This window comes from Streptomyces sp. NPDC086835 (genome assembly GCF_044745705.1).
Lineage (GTDB): Bacteria > Actinomycetota > Actinomycetes > Streptomycetales > Streptomycetaceae > Streptomyces.
Window position 1 is genome coordinate 1204953 of record NZ_JBIVAU010000001.1, and the last position, 16545, is coordinate 1221497.

At 71.4% G+C, this 16545-nt stretch carries 13 protein-coding genes; 9 read left to right on the plus strand and 4 right to left on the minus strand.

Features of this window, described 5'->3' with window-relative positions:
• The first annotated feature begins 5 nt into the window (after window positions 1–5).
• On the plus strand, window positions 6–992 hold the full coding sequence (locus ACIPJI_RS05540) for a DUF3068 domain-containing protein (RefSeq protein WP_356624284.1): 987 nt from the start codon (window positions 6–8) through the stop codon (window positions 990–992).
• A gap of 15 nt (window positions 993–1007) precedes the next feature.
• Here ACIPJI_RS05540 and hrpB read toward each other — a convergent pair whose 3' ends face one another.
• The gene (gene hrpB / locus ACIPJI_RS05545) at window positions 1008–3494 is read right to left on the minus strand and encodes an ATP-dependent helicase HrpB (RefSeq protein WP_402244594.1); all 2487 of its coding nucleotides are present in this window, start codon (window positions 3492–3494) and stop codon (window positions 1008–1010) included.
• Between the two features lie 175 nt (window positions 3495–3669).
• Entirely contained in the window at window positions 3670–4473 is an 804-nt protein-coding gene (locus ACIPJI_RS05550; RefSeq protein WP_402244596.1) for a class I SAM-dependent methyltransferase, read from the minus strand.
• Between the two features lie 364 nt (window positions 4474–4837).
• Between ACIPJI_RS05550 and rpsA the strand changes: the two genes are divergently transcribed.
• The gene (gene rpsA, locus ACIPJI_RS05555) at window positions 4838–6340 is read left to right on the plus strand and encodes a 30S ribosomal protein S1 (protein ID WP_005318902.1); all 1503 of its coding nucleotides are present in this window, start codon (window positions 4838–4840) and stop codon (window positions 6338–6340) included.
• Window positions 6341–6467: 127 nt separating this feature from the next.
• On the opposite strand, the gene ACIPJI_RS05560 is transcribed toward rpsA, so the two are convergent.
• Window positions 6468–7427 (minus strand): right-handed parallel beta-helix repeat-containing protein, encoded by a 960-nt coding sequence (locus ACIPJI_RS05560; protein WP_402244598.1) that lies wholly within the window; start codon window positions 7425–7427, stop codon window positions 6468–6470.
• A 291-nt stretch (window positions 7428–7718) separates the two neighbouring features.
• On the opposite strand from ACIPJI_RS05560, the gene ACIPJI_RS05565 reads away from it, so the two are divergent.
• The 3 genes from ACIPJI_RS05565 to ACIPJI_RS05575 all read left to right on the plus strand — a co-directional run bounded on the left by ACIPJI_RS05565 (window position 7719) and on the right by ACIPJI_RS05575 (window position 9827).
• Window positions 7719–8657 carry a PAC2 family protein gene (locus ACIPJI_RS05565; RefSeq protein WP_307705816.1) on the plus strand — a complete coding sequence of 313 codons (939 nt, stop codon included), beginning with the start codon at window positions 7719–7721 and terminating at the stop codon, window positions 8655–8657.
• A 108-nt stretch (window positions 8658–8765) separates the two neighbouring features.
• Window positions 8766–9380 carry a dephospho-CoA kinase gene (coaE, locus tag ACIPJI_RS05570; RefSeq protein ID WP_402244600.1) on the plus strand — a complete coding sequence of 205 codons (615 nt, stop codon included), beginning with the start codon at window positions 8766–8768 and terminating at the stop codon, window positions 9378–9380.
• A gap of 81 nt (window positions 9381–9461) precedes the next feature.
• Window positions 9462–9827: a tetratricopeptide repeat protein gene (locus ACIPJI_RS05575; protein WP_159693049.1), complete on the plus strand. Its 366-nt coding sequence runs from the start codon at window positions 9462–9464 to the stop codon at window positions 9825–9827.
• 37 nt (window positions 9828–9864) lie between these two features.
• Here ACIPJI_RS05575 and ACIPJI_RS05580 read toward each other — a convergent pair whose 3' ends face one another.
• Window positions 9865–10122, minus strand: coding sequence for a DUF6343 family protein (locus tag ACIPJI_RS05580; RefSeq protein ID WP_307705813.1), 258 nt, complete (start codon window positions 10120–10122; stop codon window positions 9865–9867).
• A 181-nt stretch (window positions 10123–10303) separates the two neighbouring features.
• Here ACIPJI_RS05580 and ACIPJI_RS05585 point away from each other — a divergent pair, with 181 nt between their 5' ends.
• The 4 genes from ACIPJI_RS05585 to ACIPJI_RS05600 all read left to right on the plus strand — a co-directional run bounded on the left by ACIPJI_RS05585 (window position 10304) and on the right by ACIPJI_RS05600 (window position 16502).
• The gene (locus tag ACIPJI_RS05585; RefSeq protein WP_402244602.1) at window positions 10304–10774 is read left to right on the plus strand and encodes a DoxX family protein; all 471 of its coding nucleotides are present in this window, start codon (window positions 10304–10306) and stop codon (window positions 10772–10774) included.
• Window positions 10775–10951: 177 nt separating this feature from the next.
• Window positions 10952–11995 carry a slipin family protein gene (locus ACIPJI_RS05590; protein WP_402244604.1) on the plus strand — a complete coding sequence of 348 codons (1044 nt, stop codon included), beginning with the start codon at window positions 10952–10954 and terminating at the stop codon, window positions 11993–11995.
• 311 nt (window positions 11996–12306) lie between these two features.
• On the plus strand, window positions 12307–15222 hold the full coding sequence (locus ACIPJI_RS05595; protein WP_402244760.1) for a DEAD/DEAH box helicase: 2916 nt from the start codon (window positions 12307–12309) through the stop codon (window positions 15220–15222).
• Window positions 15219–16502, plus strand: a complete 1284-nt coding sequence (locus tag ACIPJI_RS05600; RefSeq protein ID WP_402244606.1) for an SWIM zinc finger family protein — start codon at window positions 15219–15221, stop codon at window positions 16500–16502. The genes ACIPJI_RS05595 and ACIPJI_RS05600 overlap by 4 nt, the downstream gene beginning before the upstream one ends.
• Window positions 16503–16545: the final 43 nt, after the last annotated feature.

The window sequence follows — 16545 nt, forward strand, 5'->3', positions numbered from 1 at the left end:
GCCCCATGCGCAGCAGAGCCGGTCTCGTACTCGTCGCCCTCGCCGTCTTCCTGGCCGCCCTGTCCCCGCTGCTGCGCTGGTACGCCTTCCCTCGGCTCGCCAAGATCCCCGCCGGCCAGTACCAGGAGATGGTGCTCGAGGCGAGGCCCGCGACGCTCCTCGACTACGGCACCCTCGAGGCGAAGAAGGTCGAGAAGGTCACCATCGTGCAGACCCTCAAGGGCAACGTGGAGGAGTCCGAGCGGATCGAGCGCACCGCAGGCCGCGACATCGTCGTCTGGGACTCCCTCTCCTACATCCAGGGGCCCGACGGCGCGATGGTGTCGCAGATCCCCGAGCGCTACATCTTCGACGCGCACACCCAGGAGCCGGTGCACGCCACCGGTGAGTCCGTCGACGGCGACCCGGTGCGGCGCGAGGGCATCGAGTTCAAGTGGCCGTTCCTCACCGAGAAGCGGGACTACGTGTACTTCGACGCCCAGGCCCGGACATCCTCCCCCATCCACTACAAGGGCACCCGGGAGTTCCGTGGTCTGGAGGTGTACTACTTCGAGCAGACCATCCCCTGGACCAAGGTGCCCTACCCGAAGAGGATGCCCATCCCCGGAATCGACGCGACCACGCTCGAGAAGCAGACCGGCACCACCCGCTGGTACACCACCAAGCGCATGTTCTGGGTGGAGCCCGTCACCGGAGCGCCCGTCAACGGCGAGGAGATCCACCGGGAGGAACTGCGCGGCGGCTCCCTGCTCGGCGGGCGCGACAAGGTCACCGCCTTCGCCGGGCATGTGAAGATGCGCCCCGACTACGTCGACTCCACGGTCGAGATGGTCACCTCCCAGCGCCGCACGGTCCTGCTCATGACCTCCTACCTCCCCTGGGGGTTCCTCGTCGCCGGCGCCGGACTGCTGGCGCTGGCCCTGTGGCTGGAGGCACGCCGCCGCCCTGACCCTGCGGGTGTTGCGCCCGCCCCGGAGCCGCTCAGGGCATGAGTGGGACCGGACCGCTCAGGGCCTGAGCCGTGCCTTCGTGTGCCGCGTCGGTTCCGCCGTCGCCGGATCCTCGGGCCAGGGGTGCTTCGGATACCGGCCGCGCAGCTCCGCCCGCACCGCCCGGTAGCCCTCACGCCAGAACGAGGCCAGATCCGCGGTGACCGCCGCCGGCCGGCCGGCGGGGGAGAGGAGATGCACCACCACAGGTACGCCGGCGACCTCCGGCGTCTCGCGCAGCCCGAACAGTTCCTGGAGCTTCACGGCGAGCACCGGCTGCTCCCCGCCGTACTCGACCCGTATCCGGGACCCGCTCGGCACCTCGATCCGCTCCGGCGCGAGCTCGTCCAGCCTGGCCGCTTCGCCGGTCGCCCACGGCAGCAGCCGCTGCAATGCCTGACCGGCCTGGATGCGGCCGAGGTCCGTCCGCCGCCGGGCGCGGGACAGTTCCGGCTCCAGCCACTCGTCGGCCCGATCGAGCAGCTCGGCGTCCGACACGTCCGGCCACGGCGGGCCCAGCACCCTGTGGAGGAAGGCGAGCCGCTCGCGCAACCCGTGCGTCTCGCGCGTCCAGTGCAGCAGCCCGACTCCTTCCCGTCGCAGACCCTCCAGCAGCGCCTGCCGCACCAGCCCGGGGTCAGGCGTGCTCAGGGGGCGTACGGACAGCTCGACCGCGCCCAGCCGCTCCACGCGCCGGGCCACGACGTCACCGTCCTCCCAGTGGACGTCCTCGCTGCGGGACAGAAGGTGCGAGGCGGCGTGGCGGGCGCCGTCCTCGTCGAGCACGGCGGCGAGCCTGATCCGCGCGGACACGGCGGTGGCGGGGCGGTCGGCGACGGCGACCGCCAGCCAGGGCGCGTCGCGCAGTGCCGACCCCGCGTCCAGCCGGCCTCCGGTGCCGGAGGCCATCAGATACGCCCCGTCCCCCCGCTGCCGCGCGACACGCTCCGGGAACGCGAGCGCGGCGACGAGCCCCGCGACGGCGTCGTCGCCGGACGGTCCTGCCGGGTGCCCCGTGCCGCCGCCCAGTGACGACTCCAGCCGACGGGTCTCCGCACGCCACCGCGCCCCGTACGCGTCGTTGCCACGCCGGGCCGCGCGCCAGGCGCTCGCCAGGTCGTCCCCGTACTCCCGCGGCGGTTCGTCGCTCAGCAGCGCCACCACCTCGGCCGCGCGCCGGGCGCCCACCTGCGCGGAGCCGTCGAGGAGCGCCCGGGCCAGCCGCGGATGCACGCCCAGCCGCGACATCCGGGTGCCACGGCCGGTGGCCCTGCCCGAGGCGTCGACCGCGCCGATCGCGGCCAGCACCGAGCGCGCGGCGGCCATCGCACCGGGCGGAGGAGCGTCCAGCAATGCCAGACCTGCGGCGGCCGGGTCGCCCCAGCACGCCACGTGCAGGGCGAACGCCGTCAGATCCGCGACCTTGATCTCCGGGGCGGGGAAACGGGGGAGCCGGATGTCCTCCGCCTCCGTCCAGCAGCGGTACACCGTGCCGGGCCCCTCACGGCCGGCCCTGCCTGCCCGCTGACGGCCGGAAGCCTGCGAAGCCCGCACGGTCGTGAGGGCACTCAGGCCCCGCGCATGGTCGGTGCGCGGCTCACGCGCCAGCCCGGAGTCGACGACGACGCGCACTCCAGGCACGGTCAGTGACGATTCGGCGACCGACGTCGCGAGGATCACCCGGCGGGTGTCGCCGCCGGAGAGCACCGCGTCCTGGACGGCCGTCGGTGCCCGGCCGTGCACCTGGAGGACTTCCGCGCCCACCCCCGCGAGCTGCCCGGCCACCCGGCCGATCTCACCCACGCCCGGCAGGAAGCAGAGCACGTCCCCGGCACGTTCTTCGAGCGCCCTGCGCACCACCGCAGCCACGTGCGTCAGCAGCGCGGGATCGACCCGCATCCCGTGGGGCGGTCGAACCGGCCGGGGCGGAGGGGCCCAGACGACCTCGACCGGGTGCGCGACGCCCTCGGCCCGCACCACCGGCGCGTCACCGAGGAGGCGCGCCCACCCTTCCGCGTCCGTCGTCGCAGAGGCCGCAAGGAGCCGCAGCTCCGGGCGCAGGGTGCCTCGTACATCCAGCAGGAAGGCGGCGACCGTGTCGGCGTCGAGATGGCGCTCGTGGCACTCGTCGAGCATCACCGCGTCCACACCGGCCAGCTCCTGGTCGCGCTGCAACCGTTGCAGCAGCACGCCGGTGGTGACCACCTCCACGACGGTCTCCGGGCCGACCACGCGCTCGCCGCGGACGGTGAAGCCCACCCGGCCGCCCACCTTCTCGCCGAGGAGCCAGGCCATCCGCCGCGCCGCCGCGCGCGCCGCTATCCGGCGTGGCTCCGCGACCACGACCCTGGCGCCGGCCTCGGCGAGGACCAGCGGCACCAGCGTGGTCTTGCCTGTGCCCGGCGGAGCGCACAGCACGGCCGTGCCGTGCTCGTCGAGCGCGCCGAGCAGCTCGTCGACGGCATGGCGGACGGGAAGGCGGTCGATTGCGTCGTTTCGGATCACGGGCTCAGTCTCGTACGTCCCGGCGAACCGCGGACGCGACCGTCCACAGCCCCGGTGGGCTTGTATGACATTCCCGCGCCGCGGGGTCGCTCCGCGATGCGCAGCGTCCCGGGCCGCACAGCCCTCCCCGCGCCGCGGGTCGCCCGGCGCCGTGATCCTCGCGTGCGCCGCTCGGTCAGTCCCGCTCGCAGACGAAGATCGCCGTCCCCGGGATCAGGTTGCCGCGCAGCGGGGACCAGCCACCCCATTCCTGGCTGTTCCAGGCGGGCCACTCGGGCTCGACCAGGTCGACCAGCCGGAAGCCGCCTGCCACCACGTCCCGTATCCGGTCGCCGAGCGTCCTGTGGTGTTCCACGTAGACCGCTCGGCCCTCCTCGTCCTCCTCCACGTAAGGCGTGCGGTCGAAGTACGACGCGGCCACGGACAGACCCTCCGGCCCCGGCTCGTCCGGGAACGCCCAGCGGATCGGGTGGGTGACGGAGAAGACCCAGCGCCCGCCGGGTCGCAGCACCCGCCTGACCTCCCGGAACACCCGCACCGGGTCGGCGACGAACGGAACCGCCCCGTAGGCGGAGCACGCCAGGTCGAAGGAGGCGTCCCGGAACGGCAGCACGCCCGCGTCCGCCTCGACCAGCGGCACCTCTCCGCCGATGCGCAGCGCGTGCTGCAACTGGCGGTGGGAGAGGTCGAGGGCCACCGGCCGGGCGCCCTGCGCGGCGAGCCAGCGTGAGCACTGGGCGGCGCCGGCGCCGATCTCCAGGACGTCCAGCCCCTTCAGTGAACCGGCCGGACCGAGCAGTGCCGCATCCGCCTCGTCGAGCCCTTCGGGTCCCCATACGAACCGGTCGTCGCCCAGGAACGTGCCGTGTTCGCTCTGGTACTCGTCGGCGTTCCGGTCCCACCAGCCCCGGCTCGCCCGGCTGCTCTCCGCATCCCCGGTGCTACGGCGGGTCGCTTCCGGTTCAAAATCTTGGCTCATCGTCACCGTCGTTGTAGTTTGCGTTCCAGCGCGCCGAGAACCGGGCTTCGAAAGACGCCATCGTGGCCTCGGCGAACAAGAGTTGTGCCGGAATTGTGGTCTTCCACCCCGGGTGTGCGCCTTCGCGCATTGACCGTGTCCGGCTGCCCCCGTATGCTACAAGTTGCGCTGCGAGCCTGCGCGCCTCAGACCGAGCAGGCCGCGCTCGCATCTGTATGTATCCCTCGGTTCACGAGGCGCCACCAGAGATCCTTCGGATCGCTCGGCGGGCGCTTCGAAGGCTGTCCGGTTATGCAGCTGCGACACCGGCTCTCGGCGTAGCAGTACCTACGACTTCAATGTCCGTACCGGAGCCCTTTCCCACATGACGAGCAGCACCGAGACCACCGCCACCACCCCGCAGGTTGCGGTCAACGACATCGGTAACGAGGAAGCCTTCCTCGCCGCGATCGACGAGACGATCAAGTACTTCAACGACGGCGACATCGTCGACGGCGTCATCGTGAAGGTCGACCGGGACGAGGTCCTGCTCGACATCGGTTACAAGACCGAAGGTGTCATCCCGAGCCGCGAGCTCTCGATCAAGCACGACGTCGACCCGAACGAGGTCGTCAAGGTCGGCGACGAGATCGAGGCCCTTGTCCTTCAGAAGGAGGACAAGGAAGGCCGCCTGATCCTCTCGAAGAAGCGCGCCCAGTACGAGCGTGCCTGGGGCACCATCGAGAAGATCAAGGAAGAGGACGGCATCGTCACCGGCACCGTCATCGAGGTTGTCAAGGGTGGTCTCATCCTCGACATCGGCCTCCGTGGCTTCCTGCCGGCCTCCCTCGTCGAGATGCGCCGTGTCCGCGACCTCCAGCCCTACGTGGGCAAGGAGCTCGAGGCGAAGATCATCGAGCTGGACAAGAACCGCAACAACGTGGTCCTGTCCCGCCGCGCCTGGCTCGAGCAGACCCAGTCCGAGGTGCGCCAGACGTTCCTCACCACCCTGCAGAAGGGCCAGGTCCGCTCCGGCGTCGTCTCCTCGATCGTCAACTTCGGTGCGTTCGTGGACCTGGGTGGCGTCGACGGTCTCGTCCACGTCTCCGAGCTGTCCTGGAAGCACATCGACCACCCGTCCGAGGTTGTCGAGGTCGGCCAGGAAGTCACCGTCGAGGTTCTCGACGTCGACATGGACCGCGAGCGTGTCTCCCTGTCGCTGAAGGCGACGCAGGAGGACCCGTGGCAGCAGTTCGCCCGGACCCACCAGATCGGCCAGGTCGTCCCGGGTAAGGTCACCAAGCTCGTTCCGTTCGGTGCGTTCGTCCGCGTCGACGAGGGCATCGAGGGTCTGGTCCACATCTCCGAGCTGGCCGAGCGCCACGTGGAGATCCCGGAGCAGGTCGTCCAGGTCAACGACGAGATCTTCGTCAAGGTCATCGACATCGACCTCGAGCGCCGCCGCATCAGCCTCTCGCTGAAGCAGGCCAACGAGTCCTTCGGTGCCGACCCGGCCTCGGTCGAGTTCGACCCGACCCTGTACGGCATGGCCGCGTCGTACGACGACCAGGGCAACTACATCTACCCCGAGGGCTTCGACCCGGAGACCAACGACTGGCTGCCGGGCTTCGAGTCCCAGCGCGAGGCGTGGGAGACGCAGTACGCCGAGGCGCAGCAGCGCTTCGAGCAGCACCAGGCCCAGGTCATCAAGTCCCGCGAGGCCGACGAGGCCGCTGCTGCCGAGGGTGGCACCGCTGCCCCGGCCGGCGCCCCCGCGGGTGCCTCCGGCGGTTCGTACTCCTCGGAGTCGGACGACAACTCCGGCGCCCTGGCGTCGGACGAGGCGCTTGCCGCCCTGCGCGAGAAGCTGGCCGGCGGCCAGAGCTGACGCTCTGCCCCGACAGCTGACCAGCTGAAGTAAGGCCCGCTCCCCTTGGGGGAGCGGGCCTTACCGCTGTTCCGGTCGGACCACCATGTGTGTCATGGCGGCTGCGGTGTGACCGCGATGATGGCGGTTACGGTGTGACCGCGATGTTGGTCAGACCCTTGCCTCCGGTCACGGTGTTACCGGCGTAGACGGTCGTGCGGCAGCTCGAGCTCTGGTTGGTGACATTGATGGCGAGCTGCTTGGAGCCGGTCGCGCCGCGCAGGTCGGAGTTGTTGCCGCGGAACACGGTGCCGCAGCCCCAGCCGCTCTGCTGGGTGTGGGTCTCGTAGCCGTTGTTCGTGGTGTTCCTGCCGGTGTTGTTCTCCACGAGGACGTTGTTGCCCTTCACGTCGACCCAGGAGTCGTCGTAGTTCGCGCCGGTCAGACCGCGACCGTCGAAGGTGTTTCCGACGATCTTCGCGCCGGTCGTGCCCTCCTTGATGTCGACGGCTTCGCCGCCGACGTCCGGCCCGATGGTGTTGTTCAGGATCTGCGCGTTGTCGCTCCGGTCGGAGGTGCCGCCGGCCGAACCGACGTACACGCCCTCGCCCATGCCCCTGCCGTCGTTCCCGGTGTCGTAGATGCGCGAGTTCTTGATGACGCCGTTGCGGCTGGAGTTGCGGAAGTGGACGCCTTCCATGTCGAGGCCGTGGACGGTGACCGAGTCGATGACGACACCGTCGGCGGTGTCCGTCATGATGCCCTTCTGCCCGCCGGTGACCGTGATGCCCTTGACGGTCCAGTAGGAAGCGCCGTTGAGGTGGAGCCCGTAGCCGCCGCCCGCCTTGAGCACGGCTCGAGGCGAGCCTGTCAGCGTGATGCGGGAGCTCGACGTGCCGTCCACGGTGGTCTTGAAGTTGCCGGTGTACGTGCCGTCGGCGAGCTGGATCGTGTCGCCGGGGCGGGCCGCCGAGAGGGCGGCCTTCAGCTCGGTGGCGGTGTCCACGTCGATGACCGATGCGGCATCGGCCGGGGTGGCCAGCAGGGAAAGCCCGCCGGCCGCGAGCAGGGAGGCGAGCAAGGAGGGGAGCAGTTTTCTGGTGCGCATGGGGGGTGCCTTCCCGTCGGTCCGAGGTGGGACAGTCCTCGTACAGTTCTTGTACGTGAACATCGGGTGGGTTTCTGAACGCGCGCGTTGACCCGTGACGGTAGGGACGGGGCAATGGGGTGTCAAGGTCCGTACCAAACCCCGCTCCTTGGGCACTCATCCGAACTGCCCGACGGTACTGGGACGTTCGGGACCGGAGGTCACGGGAAGACGCCGTGACAGGAGGGGGACCGGGAATGCAGATGTGCCGGCGCGCGTTCTTGTCTTCGAACACGAGGAGGAGCGGTAATCGTGCTTGATCCGCAGGGTTTGTACGAGTGGGAGCCGAAGGGTCTCGCGGTCGTCGACATGGCGCTCGCGCAGGAGTCGGCCGGCCTGGTCATGCTGTACCACTTCGACGGCTACATCGACGCGGGAGAGACCGGCGAGCAGATCGTCGACAACCTGCTGGAGACGCTTCCCCACCAAGTGGTGGCACGGTTCGACCACGACAGGCTCGTGGACTATCGGGCACGGCGACCGCTGCTGACCTTCCGCCGCGACCGCTGGGCCGGCTACGACACGCCCTCTCTCGAGCTCAGGCTCGTCCAGGACGCCACCGGCGCACCGTTCCTGCTGCTCTCCGGCCCTGAGCCGGACGTCGAGTGGGAGCGCTTCGCGGCCGCGGTCGGCCAGATCGTCGAGCGGCTCGGTGTGCGTCTCGCGGTCAACTTCCACGGCATCCCGATGGGTGTCCCGCACACCCGTCCCGTGGGCATCACCCCTCACGGCAACCGCACCGACCTGATGCCCGGCCACCGCAGCCCCTTCGACGAGGCGCAGGTACCGGGCAGTGCCGAGGCGCTCGTGGAGTACCGCCTGATGCAGGCAGGTCACGATGTACTCGGCGTGGCCGCCCACGTGCCGCACTACGTGGCCCGGTCCTCCTACCCGGACGCGGCCCTGACCGTGCTGGAGGCCATCACGGCCGCCACAGGGCTGGTGCTGCCCGGAATCGCGCACTCGTTGCGGACCGAGGCGCACCGCACCCAGACCGAGATCGAGCGGCAGATCGGGGAAGGCGACGAAGAGCTCGTCGCCCTCGTGCAGGGACTTGAGCACCAGTACGACGCGATGGCGGGTGCTGAGACTCGCGGCAGCCTTGTCGCGGAGGCCGTGGAACTGCCGTCGGCGGACGAGATCGGCCGGGAGTTCGAGCGCTTCCTCGCCGAGCGTGAGGGCGACGCCTAGCGAGTCCGTTGCCGACGGCCGTGGAGATCCGGGAGGCCACCCGGGCCGGACCTGGGAACCCCGGCCGGGCCGAAGCCCGTGGCAGGGCGCTCGCGTAGGCTGCGGCCCATGCTGACAGTGGGTCTGACCGGCGGTATCGGCGCCGGCAAGAGCGAAGTGTCCCGGCTGCTGGCCTCCTACGGGGCGGTCGTGGTCGATGCCGACAAGATCGCCCGCGAGGTCGTCGAGCCCGGTACCCCCGGGCTCGCCGCCGTCGTGGACGCCTTCGGCCCGGAGGTGCTGGCCGCCGACGGAAGCCTGGACCGTCCGAAGCTCGGCTCGATCGTCTTCGCCGACCCCGAGCGTCTCGCCACCCTGAACGGCATCGTGCACCCCTTGGTCGGCGCCCGCTCCCGCGAACTGGAGCAGGCGGCCGGCCCGGACGACGTGGTCGTCCACGACGTGCCACTGCTCACGGAGAACAAGCTCCACTCCCTGTACGACCTGGTCGTCGTGGTGGACGCGTCGCAGAAGACCCAGCTGGACCGGCTCGTACGGCTGCGCGGCATGACGGAGAGCGAGGCGCGCTCGAGGATGGCGGCGCAGGCCACGCGCGAGGATCGGCTGGCCATCGCCGATCTTGTCATCGACAACGACGGGCCGTTGGAGAAGCTGGAGCCCCAGGTGCGCGAGGTGTGGAACGAGCTGACCCGCCGCGCAGCTTCGGGCCGGCCGGGGAGCTGACCGCCGCGCGACGCGCCGGGCGGCCGGAATAGCGCCGAACCGCCCTGTGTTGGAACGGATCGGTCAGGGAAGGATGCGAGCGTGTCGAACAGCAACCCGGAAACGCACGTCATCGACTTTCGCGCTGCCGAGCAGCTGCTGGCCGCGCGGGACCCGCGCGGGGCCGTCAAGCTGCTCGACTCGGTGATCGCGGCCCACCCCGAGAACACGGCGGCCCGTCTGCTGCGCGCACGAGCGTTCTTCCTGTCGGCCCAATTGCGTCCGGCGGAGCTCGAATTCGAGCTCGTTCTCGAGCGTGAGCCGGACAACGCGTTCGCCCATTTCGCCCTCGCGCGGACCTTCGAGCGGGCGGGCAAGCCCGAGCAGGCCAAGCGGCACTTCCGGCTGGCGGCGGCCCTGGACCCGAACCCTGAGTATCTGAAGGCCGCCCGGTTCGACACCGAGTGACATCCGCGGGAACGGGGCGGACGAGGATCCCGGCCGCTCAGCCGCGGTCGGGGTCGTACGGTGGGACGTCACGGCCCGGCTGGTAGTGAGGGCCCTGCCGGATGTGCCGCACGACCAGGAACAGGTCGACGGCGACGACGGCGAAGAGCACCCCGCACGCGACGGCCCAGCCTGCCCGGCCCACCATGGCGAAGGCGATCGTGCCGCCCGCCGTCCAGAGGAGACCCCACACGCCGAGCCAGAAGCGCATCCGCAAAGGACTGCGCGCGGTGACGGGTTCACTCCCAGTGCGCATCGGCATCACGTCTCCCTCTCCCAGGATGCACCTGTCGTCGCCTGCCCGTTCCTCGCGGACATCCGCTCTTCTCTGTCAGCGGCGATGACTTTTCGTGCCCACGGCGGTCTGACTGTGTGAAAGCGCTACGGAAACCGAAGCGCCCACGCGTCCCCATCACCTTTCGCACGAGGAGACAGTCATGTCCGCCAGCACTCCCACCACGCCCGCCGCCTCCCTCACGTCCGCTCCCACCGCTTCCGCCGGCACGGTGGCCGCCGCAGGGCCGGGGCGACGCACCCACCTCGCCGTACGCACGCTGCAGATCGTGCTCGCGTTGTTCTTCGCGGTCGCGAGCGCCGGCCCCAAGCTCGTGGGGCACTCGTCCGCGGCGGAGGGATTCGACTCGATCGGCTACGGCGACTGGTACATGTATCTGGTGGGCGGTCTGGAACTGGCCGGCGCGGTGGCCCTGGTGATCCCGATCCTGTCGGGGATCTCGGCCCTTGCCCTGATGGGACTGATGATCGGCGCGTTCGTGACACAGCTGACCGCGTTCGACGGGGAGAACGCCCTCACTCCGGTCATCTTCTTCATGCTGCTCGCCGTCGTCGCCGTTGTCCGCCGCCGCCACAACGCCGAACTCGTCGCCTTTGTGCGCGATCGCTTCTGAGGGGGGCACCGGCCGACGCGGCCACGCCAGGCATCCCGCAGTGGGGCACCTGGTGTGGCCGCGTCCGGCCGGTGCGGCGCCGGCCCCATGCGCGGGAGGGATGGATATCGCCCTATAGGGCATAACGGTCATACCGTGGAATTCCATGACTGCCCCGGACGACGAGGGGGTGCCCCGATGATCGAGGAGCTGGCGGTGGCCGGCGTGGCGGTGGCGACGGGGCTCGTGGCCTATGCGATGGCCGCAGCGCGCATCGTCAAGCAGTACGAGCGCGGTGTGGTCTTCCGTCTGGGACGTCTGCACGGCGAGGTACGACGCCCGGGATTCACCATGATCGTTCCGGCCGTCGACCGGATACGCAAGGTCAACATGCAGATAGTGACCATGCCCGTACCGGCCCAGGAAGGCATCACCCGGGACAACGTCACGGTCCGCGTCGACGCGGTCGTCTACTTCCGCGTGATCGACGCGGCCAACGCGGTCATCGAGGTCGAGGACTACCGCTTCGCCGTCTCTCAGATGGCGCAGACCTCGCTGCGTTCCATCATCGGCAAGAGCGATCTGGACGACCTGCTCTCCAACCGGGAAAAGCTCAACCAGGGCCTAGAGCTGATGATCGACAGCCCGGCGGTCGGCTGGGGCGTCCAGATCGACCGCGTCGAGATCAAGGACGTGTCGCTGCCGGAGACCATGAAGCGTTCGATGGCACGCCAGGCGGAGGCGGATCGCGAGCGGAGGGCGCGCGTCATCAACGCGGACGCCGAACTCCAGGCGTCCAAGAAGCTGGCGCAGGCGGCGGGCGAGATGTCCAAGCAGCCCGCGGCGCTCCAACTGCGACTGCTGCAGACGGTGGTGGCGGTGGCGGCGGAGAAGAACTCCACGCTGGTGCTGCCGTTCCCCGTGGAGCTGCTGCGGTTCCTGGAACGGGCCGCGCCGCAGCCGGGCGAACCGGTCGAGGCAGGCAGGCAGGGCCGGCAGGGCGAGGTGGCCGATGCGGGCGCTGCGCCTTCGCCCGAGGTGGGGGCCGGGACCGAAGCGGGTCTCCCCATGGCGGCGGTAAGCGGTGAGGACTCTGCGGCGGCCGGTTCGCTGCCGGCCGACGAAATGCCGCCGATGGCGACGGGAGGCGGCGAGGACGCCGCGGAGGATGCTTCCCGGACCGGCTCCTCGCGGGTCGGCGACGTGCCGCCGATGGTGCCGGGACCGGGCGCGGTCTCCTGACCCGCACCGGCCGGGCACCGCCGTGCAACGGCTCCTCCGCGCTGTGCCGTCCTGGCCTGATCGGAGCTGACGGGTCTGCGGCTGCCTCGCCGCCGACCGGTCGGGCGGGCCGACGACGGTCGACGTGCCGGAGGCGGCCGTAGCTCCGGGCACTGCCGGATCCCGCCGGCTCCCCGAGACCGGGGCAGCCGACGGTAGGAAGTCCAGGTCACAGCCGTGTCGCCTCGAGTGTCAGACCCCGCCCGTAAGGTCGTTCATGCGAAGTCGGCAGTCGGCACTCACGGGAGAGGAGGGACGCGGTGATCTCGGTCATGGGTTCAGGCACGGAGGCGTTGACGGGCACGGGCACGGCAGCCCTCCAGGCCGTTGCCGCCGTCTTCCTGCCGGCCGCGCTGCCCCGTGAGGGCCGCGTCGCGTTCTGGGACCCGGACGGTCGTGTGCTCCCCGGTGCGGACGGCGAGATCACGGTCGTGCGTCCGGACGGCACGGACGGCCCCGATGGCCCCGATGTCCGCAGCGCCACCGTTCCCGCCGTCGTCATGACTGTCGCGGACGCCGCCCCGCTGCTGATCGCCGCCCGGCGGGACCCGGCCGCACACCCCGCCGCCGCCTGCTGGGGCGCGGCCGTGCTGCATGCCCTGCATCTCGTCGCCCGCGGCAGGCTGCTGCCGGGACTGACACCCTCCGACCACGACGCCTGGCGCGCCGGGCCGCTGGACGCCGATGACATCGCCCAGCTGAGGGCCATCGCCGCCGCCATGCCGTACGAGGCACACGCCGTCCCCGTCGACGGCTCCCCGCCTCTGCGGCTGCCCGAGCCCGAGGCCCTGGTGCGGGCCTTCTTCGATGCCGTGGCCGACAGCCTGCCGCGCACGCCGGCCGCCGAGTTCGCGGCGGGCGCGCCGTTCGCGGCCGCCGCGCCGCAGCATCTGCCCGGGGCGCGCGAATGGGCCGCCGAGGCAGCGGCAGGGATGGACGCGGGCGTCCGGGTCTCCCTGCGTCTCGACCTGTCCGCCTACGAGTTCTTCGACACCGCCCCGGACGGCGGCGCCGAGCGCAACGCGGCAGCCGCTCTCGTTCAGGTGCACAGCCTCGCCGACCCCACTCTCGTCATGGACGCGGCAAGGCTCTGGGCGGGAGCCGGCGACGAGCACTTCGGGCCGCGTGCCCGGATCGACACCGTGCTGGCGCTGCGCCGCGCGGCCCGTGCCTGGCAGCCGCTCGCCCGGCTGCTCGAGGGGGACGTGCCGGACGTGCTGCCGATGACGGAGGACGAGCTGTACGAGCTGCTCGGACCCGGCGCCGCGCGCCTCGACGCGGCGGGCGTGGCCGTGCACTGGCCGAAAGAGCTCGCGCGCACGCTCACGGCCGCCGCCGTCGTGCGCTCCGTGCCCGGCTCCGCCACCGACGGCACCCCCTTCTTCGACAGCGAGCAACTGCTCTCCTTCGACTGGCAGCTGGCGCTCGAGGGGGATCCGCTGACAGAGCGCGAGATGGACGCGCTCGCCGAGGCGCACCGCCCCATCGTGCGGCTGCGTGATCGGTGGGTCGTCGTCGATCCCGATCTCGTGCGCAAGGCACGCAAGAGGGAGCTCGGCCTGCTGGAGCCCGTCGACGCGCTGGCGGTGGCGCTGACCGGTACGGCGGAGGTCGACGGGGAGACGGTGGAGGCCGTGCCCACGGGCGCGCTGGCCGCCCTCCGTGACCGCCTCACCGCCCCGACAGCCGCCGTCGAAGCACCTGAGGGCCTGCGCGCGACCTTGCGGGACTATCAGCTCCGGGGCCTGGCCTGGCTGGACCTCATGACCTCGCTCGGCCTCGGCGGCTGCCTCGCCGACGACATGGGACTCGGCAAGACCGTCACCGTGATCGCCCTGCATCTGCGCCGGGCACGCACCGCGCCGACGCTCGTCGTCTGCCCGGCTTCGCTGCTCGGCAACTGGCAGCGGGAGATCGCCCGCTTCGCCCCTGACGTGCCCGTACGGCGTTTCCACGGCGCCGGCCGCACCCTCGACATGCCGGACGGCGGCTTCGTCCTGACCACGTACGGCACGATGCGCAGCAGCGCGGAGCAACTGGCCTCGCACAGCTGGGGGATGGTCGTGGCCGACGAGGCCCAGCATGTGAAGAACCCCTTCTCCGCGACCGCCAAGGCGCTGCGTACGATCCCCACCTCCGCACGTGTGGCCCTCACCGGCACCCCCGTGGAGAACAACCTCTCCGAGCTGTGGGCGCTGCTGGACTGGACGACCCCGGGGCTCCTCGGCCCGCTCAAGGCCTTCCGCTCCCGCCACGCCCGCCTCGTGGAGAACGGTGAGGACGACGAAGCCGTGGAGCGGCTCGCCCGGCTCGTCCGCCCGTTCCTGCTGCGCCGTAAGAAGTCCGACCCGGGCATCGTGCCCGAGCTGCCCCCGAAGACGGAGTCGGACCATCCGGTGCCGCTCACCCGTGAGCAGGCGTCCCTCTACGAAGCCGTGGTGCGGGAGACGATGGCGGCGATCGAGGCCGCGGAGGGCATCGCGCGCCGTGGCCTGGTGATGAAGCTGCTCACGGCCCTCAAGCAGATCTGCAACCACCCCGCCCAGTTCCTCAAGGAGTCCGGCGTGGACCGGGGCACCGGGGCCGGATCGCTGAGTGGGGGAGGCCCCCGGGGCGGTGCCCGGTCCGGGAGCGGGGGCGTCTTCGTTCGGCTGGCCGGCCGCTCGGGGAAGCTGGCGCTCCTCGACGAACTCCTCGAGACGATCCTGTCGGAGGACGGCTCCGTGCTCGTCTTCACGCAGTACGTCTCCATGGCCCGCCTGCTCTCCGCGCACCTGACCTCCCGCGCGATCCCCAGCCAGCTGCTCCACGGTGGGACGCCCGTCGCCGAGCGCGAGCGCATGGTCGACCGCTTCCAGTCGGGCGAGGTGCCGGTGTTCATCCTGTCGCTCAAGGCGGCGGGCACCGGGCTGAACCTCACCAGGGCCGGCCATGTGATCCACTACGACCGCTGGTGGAACCCGGCCGTCGAGGAGCAGGCGACCGACCGCGCCTACCGCATCGGCCAGACGCAGCCCGTGCAGGTCCACCGGCTCGTCACCGAGGGCACGGTCGAGGACCGCATCGCGGAGATGCTCGCCTCCAAGCGCGCCTTGGCGGACGCGGTGCTGGGATCCGGAGAGGCGGCCCTGACCGAGCTCACCGACCGTGAACTGGCCGACCTCGTCTCCCTGCGGAGGCCCTCATGACCCCCCGCGCGCACGGTGGCCCCCGCTCCCGGCCGGGAGCGCCGGCCGGTCCCCACCACGACGACCATCGCCGGACGTTCCCCCCGATCGAGCCGCTCGCCGGCGAGGAGGCGGCCACGACATGGTGGGGCAACGCCTGGGTGGAGGCGCTCGAAGACACCGCCCTCGACCCCGCCCGTCTGGTGCGCGGCCGTGCCTACGCCGCCCGGGGCAACGTCGCCGCGATCACGGTGACGCCCGGCAAGGTCATGGCGTACGTACAGGGCAGCCGTGCCCGTCCGTACCGCACGGAGATCCGCCTGCGTACGCTCACCGACGACGACTGGGACGACTTCCTGGCCGCGGCGGCGGCACGGCCCGACCACATGGCGGCGCTCCTCGACAAGGACGTCCCCCAGACGCTGGCGGCCGTCGAGCTGCTGCCGACGCCCGGGGACCTGATCCCCGACTGCTCCTGTCCGGACGACGGCTACCCCTGCAAGCACGCTGCCGCGCTCTGCTACCAGACCGCCAGACTGCTGGACGAGGACCCGTTCGTGCTGTTCCTGATGCGCGGCCGGGGCGAACGGGAGATCCTCGCGGCGCTCTCCCGCCGCAACGCGGCGCGTTCAGCGGCCGAGCACACCGCTGCCGCAGCCGCGGCCCCGCAGGCCACCGTGCCCGCGAGCGAGGCCGTCACCCCCGGCACCGTACGGCCGCCCCTGCCGCCGCCGTTCCCGGCACCGCGGCGTGCGGGCCGCCCTCCGGCCTACCCGCACGCGCCCGGCGCCCCCGACCCGCTCGCCCTGGACCTGCTGGCCTGTGAGGCGGCTGCCCGCGCCCACATCCTCCTCACCACGGGCCGCGACCCCGTCGCATCGCTCACCCGGTGGCAGGACGCCGTCCGGCTGGCAGCCGCCCACCCCGGCTCCGGACTGACAGCCTCCACCCGTGCCCTCTACCGTGACCTCGCCGCCGCGGCCGACCGCACGCCCACCGACCTGGCACGCGCCGTCGCCGCGTGGCGTCAGGGTGGTCCGGCGGCCCTCTCCGTCCTGGAGGAGCCGTGGGACCCGCCCGCCGGCCCCTTCGACCGGGCCCGCCCTGCCCTGGCCGCCGCGGACTTCCCCGGCTTCAGGCCTTGGCGCAACCAGCTCTCAACCCGTTCGCTCCAACTGAGGCTCGGTCGTGACGGCCTCTGGTACGGGTACGAGTCGGACCCCGACCGGGAGGACTGGTGGCCGCGCGGAACCCCCGACACCGACCCGGTCGGAGCGCTCGCCGCGCTCCTCGGCAGGTGACGGCGTAACGGCCGAGGTGACGCCGAAACGGCCGCCAGGTGAC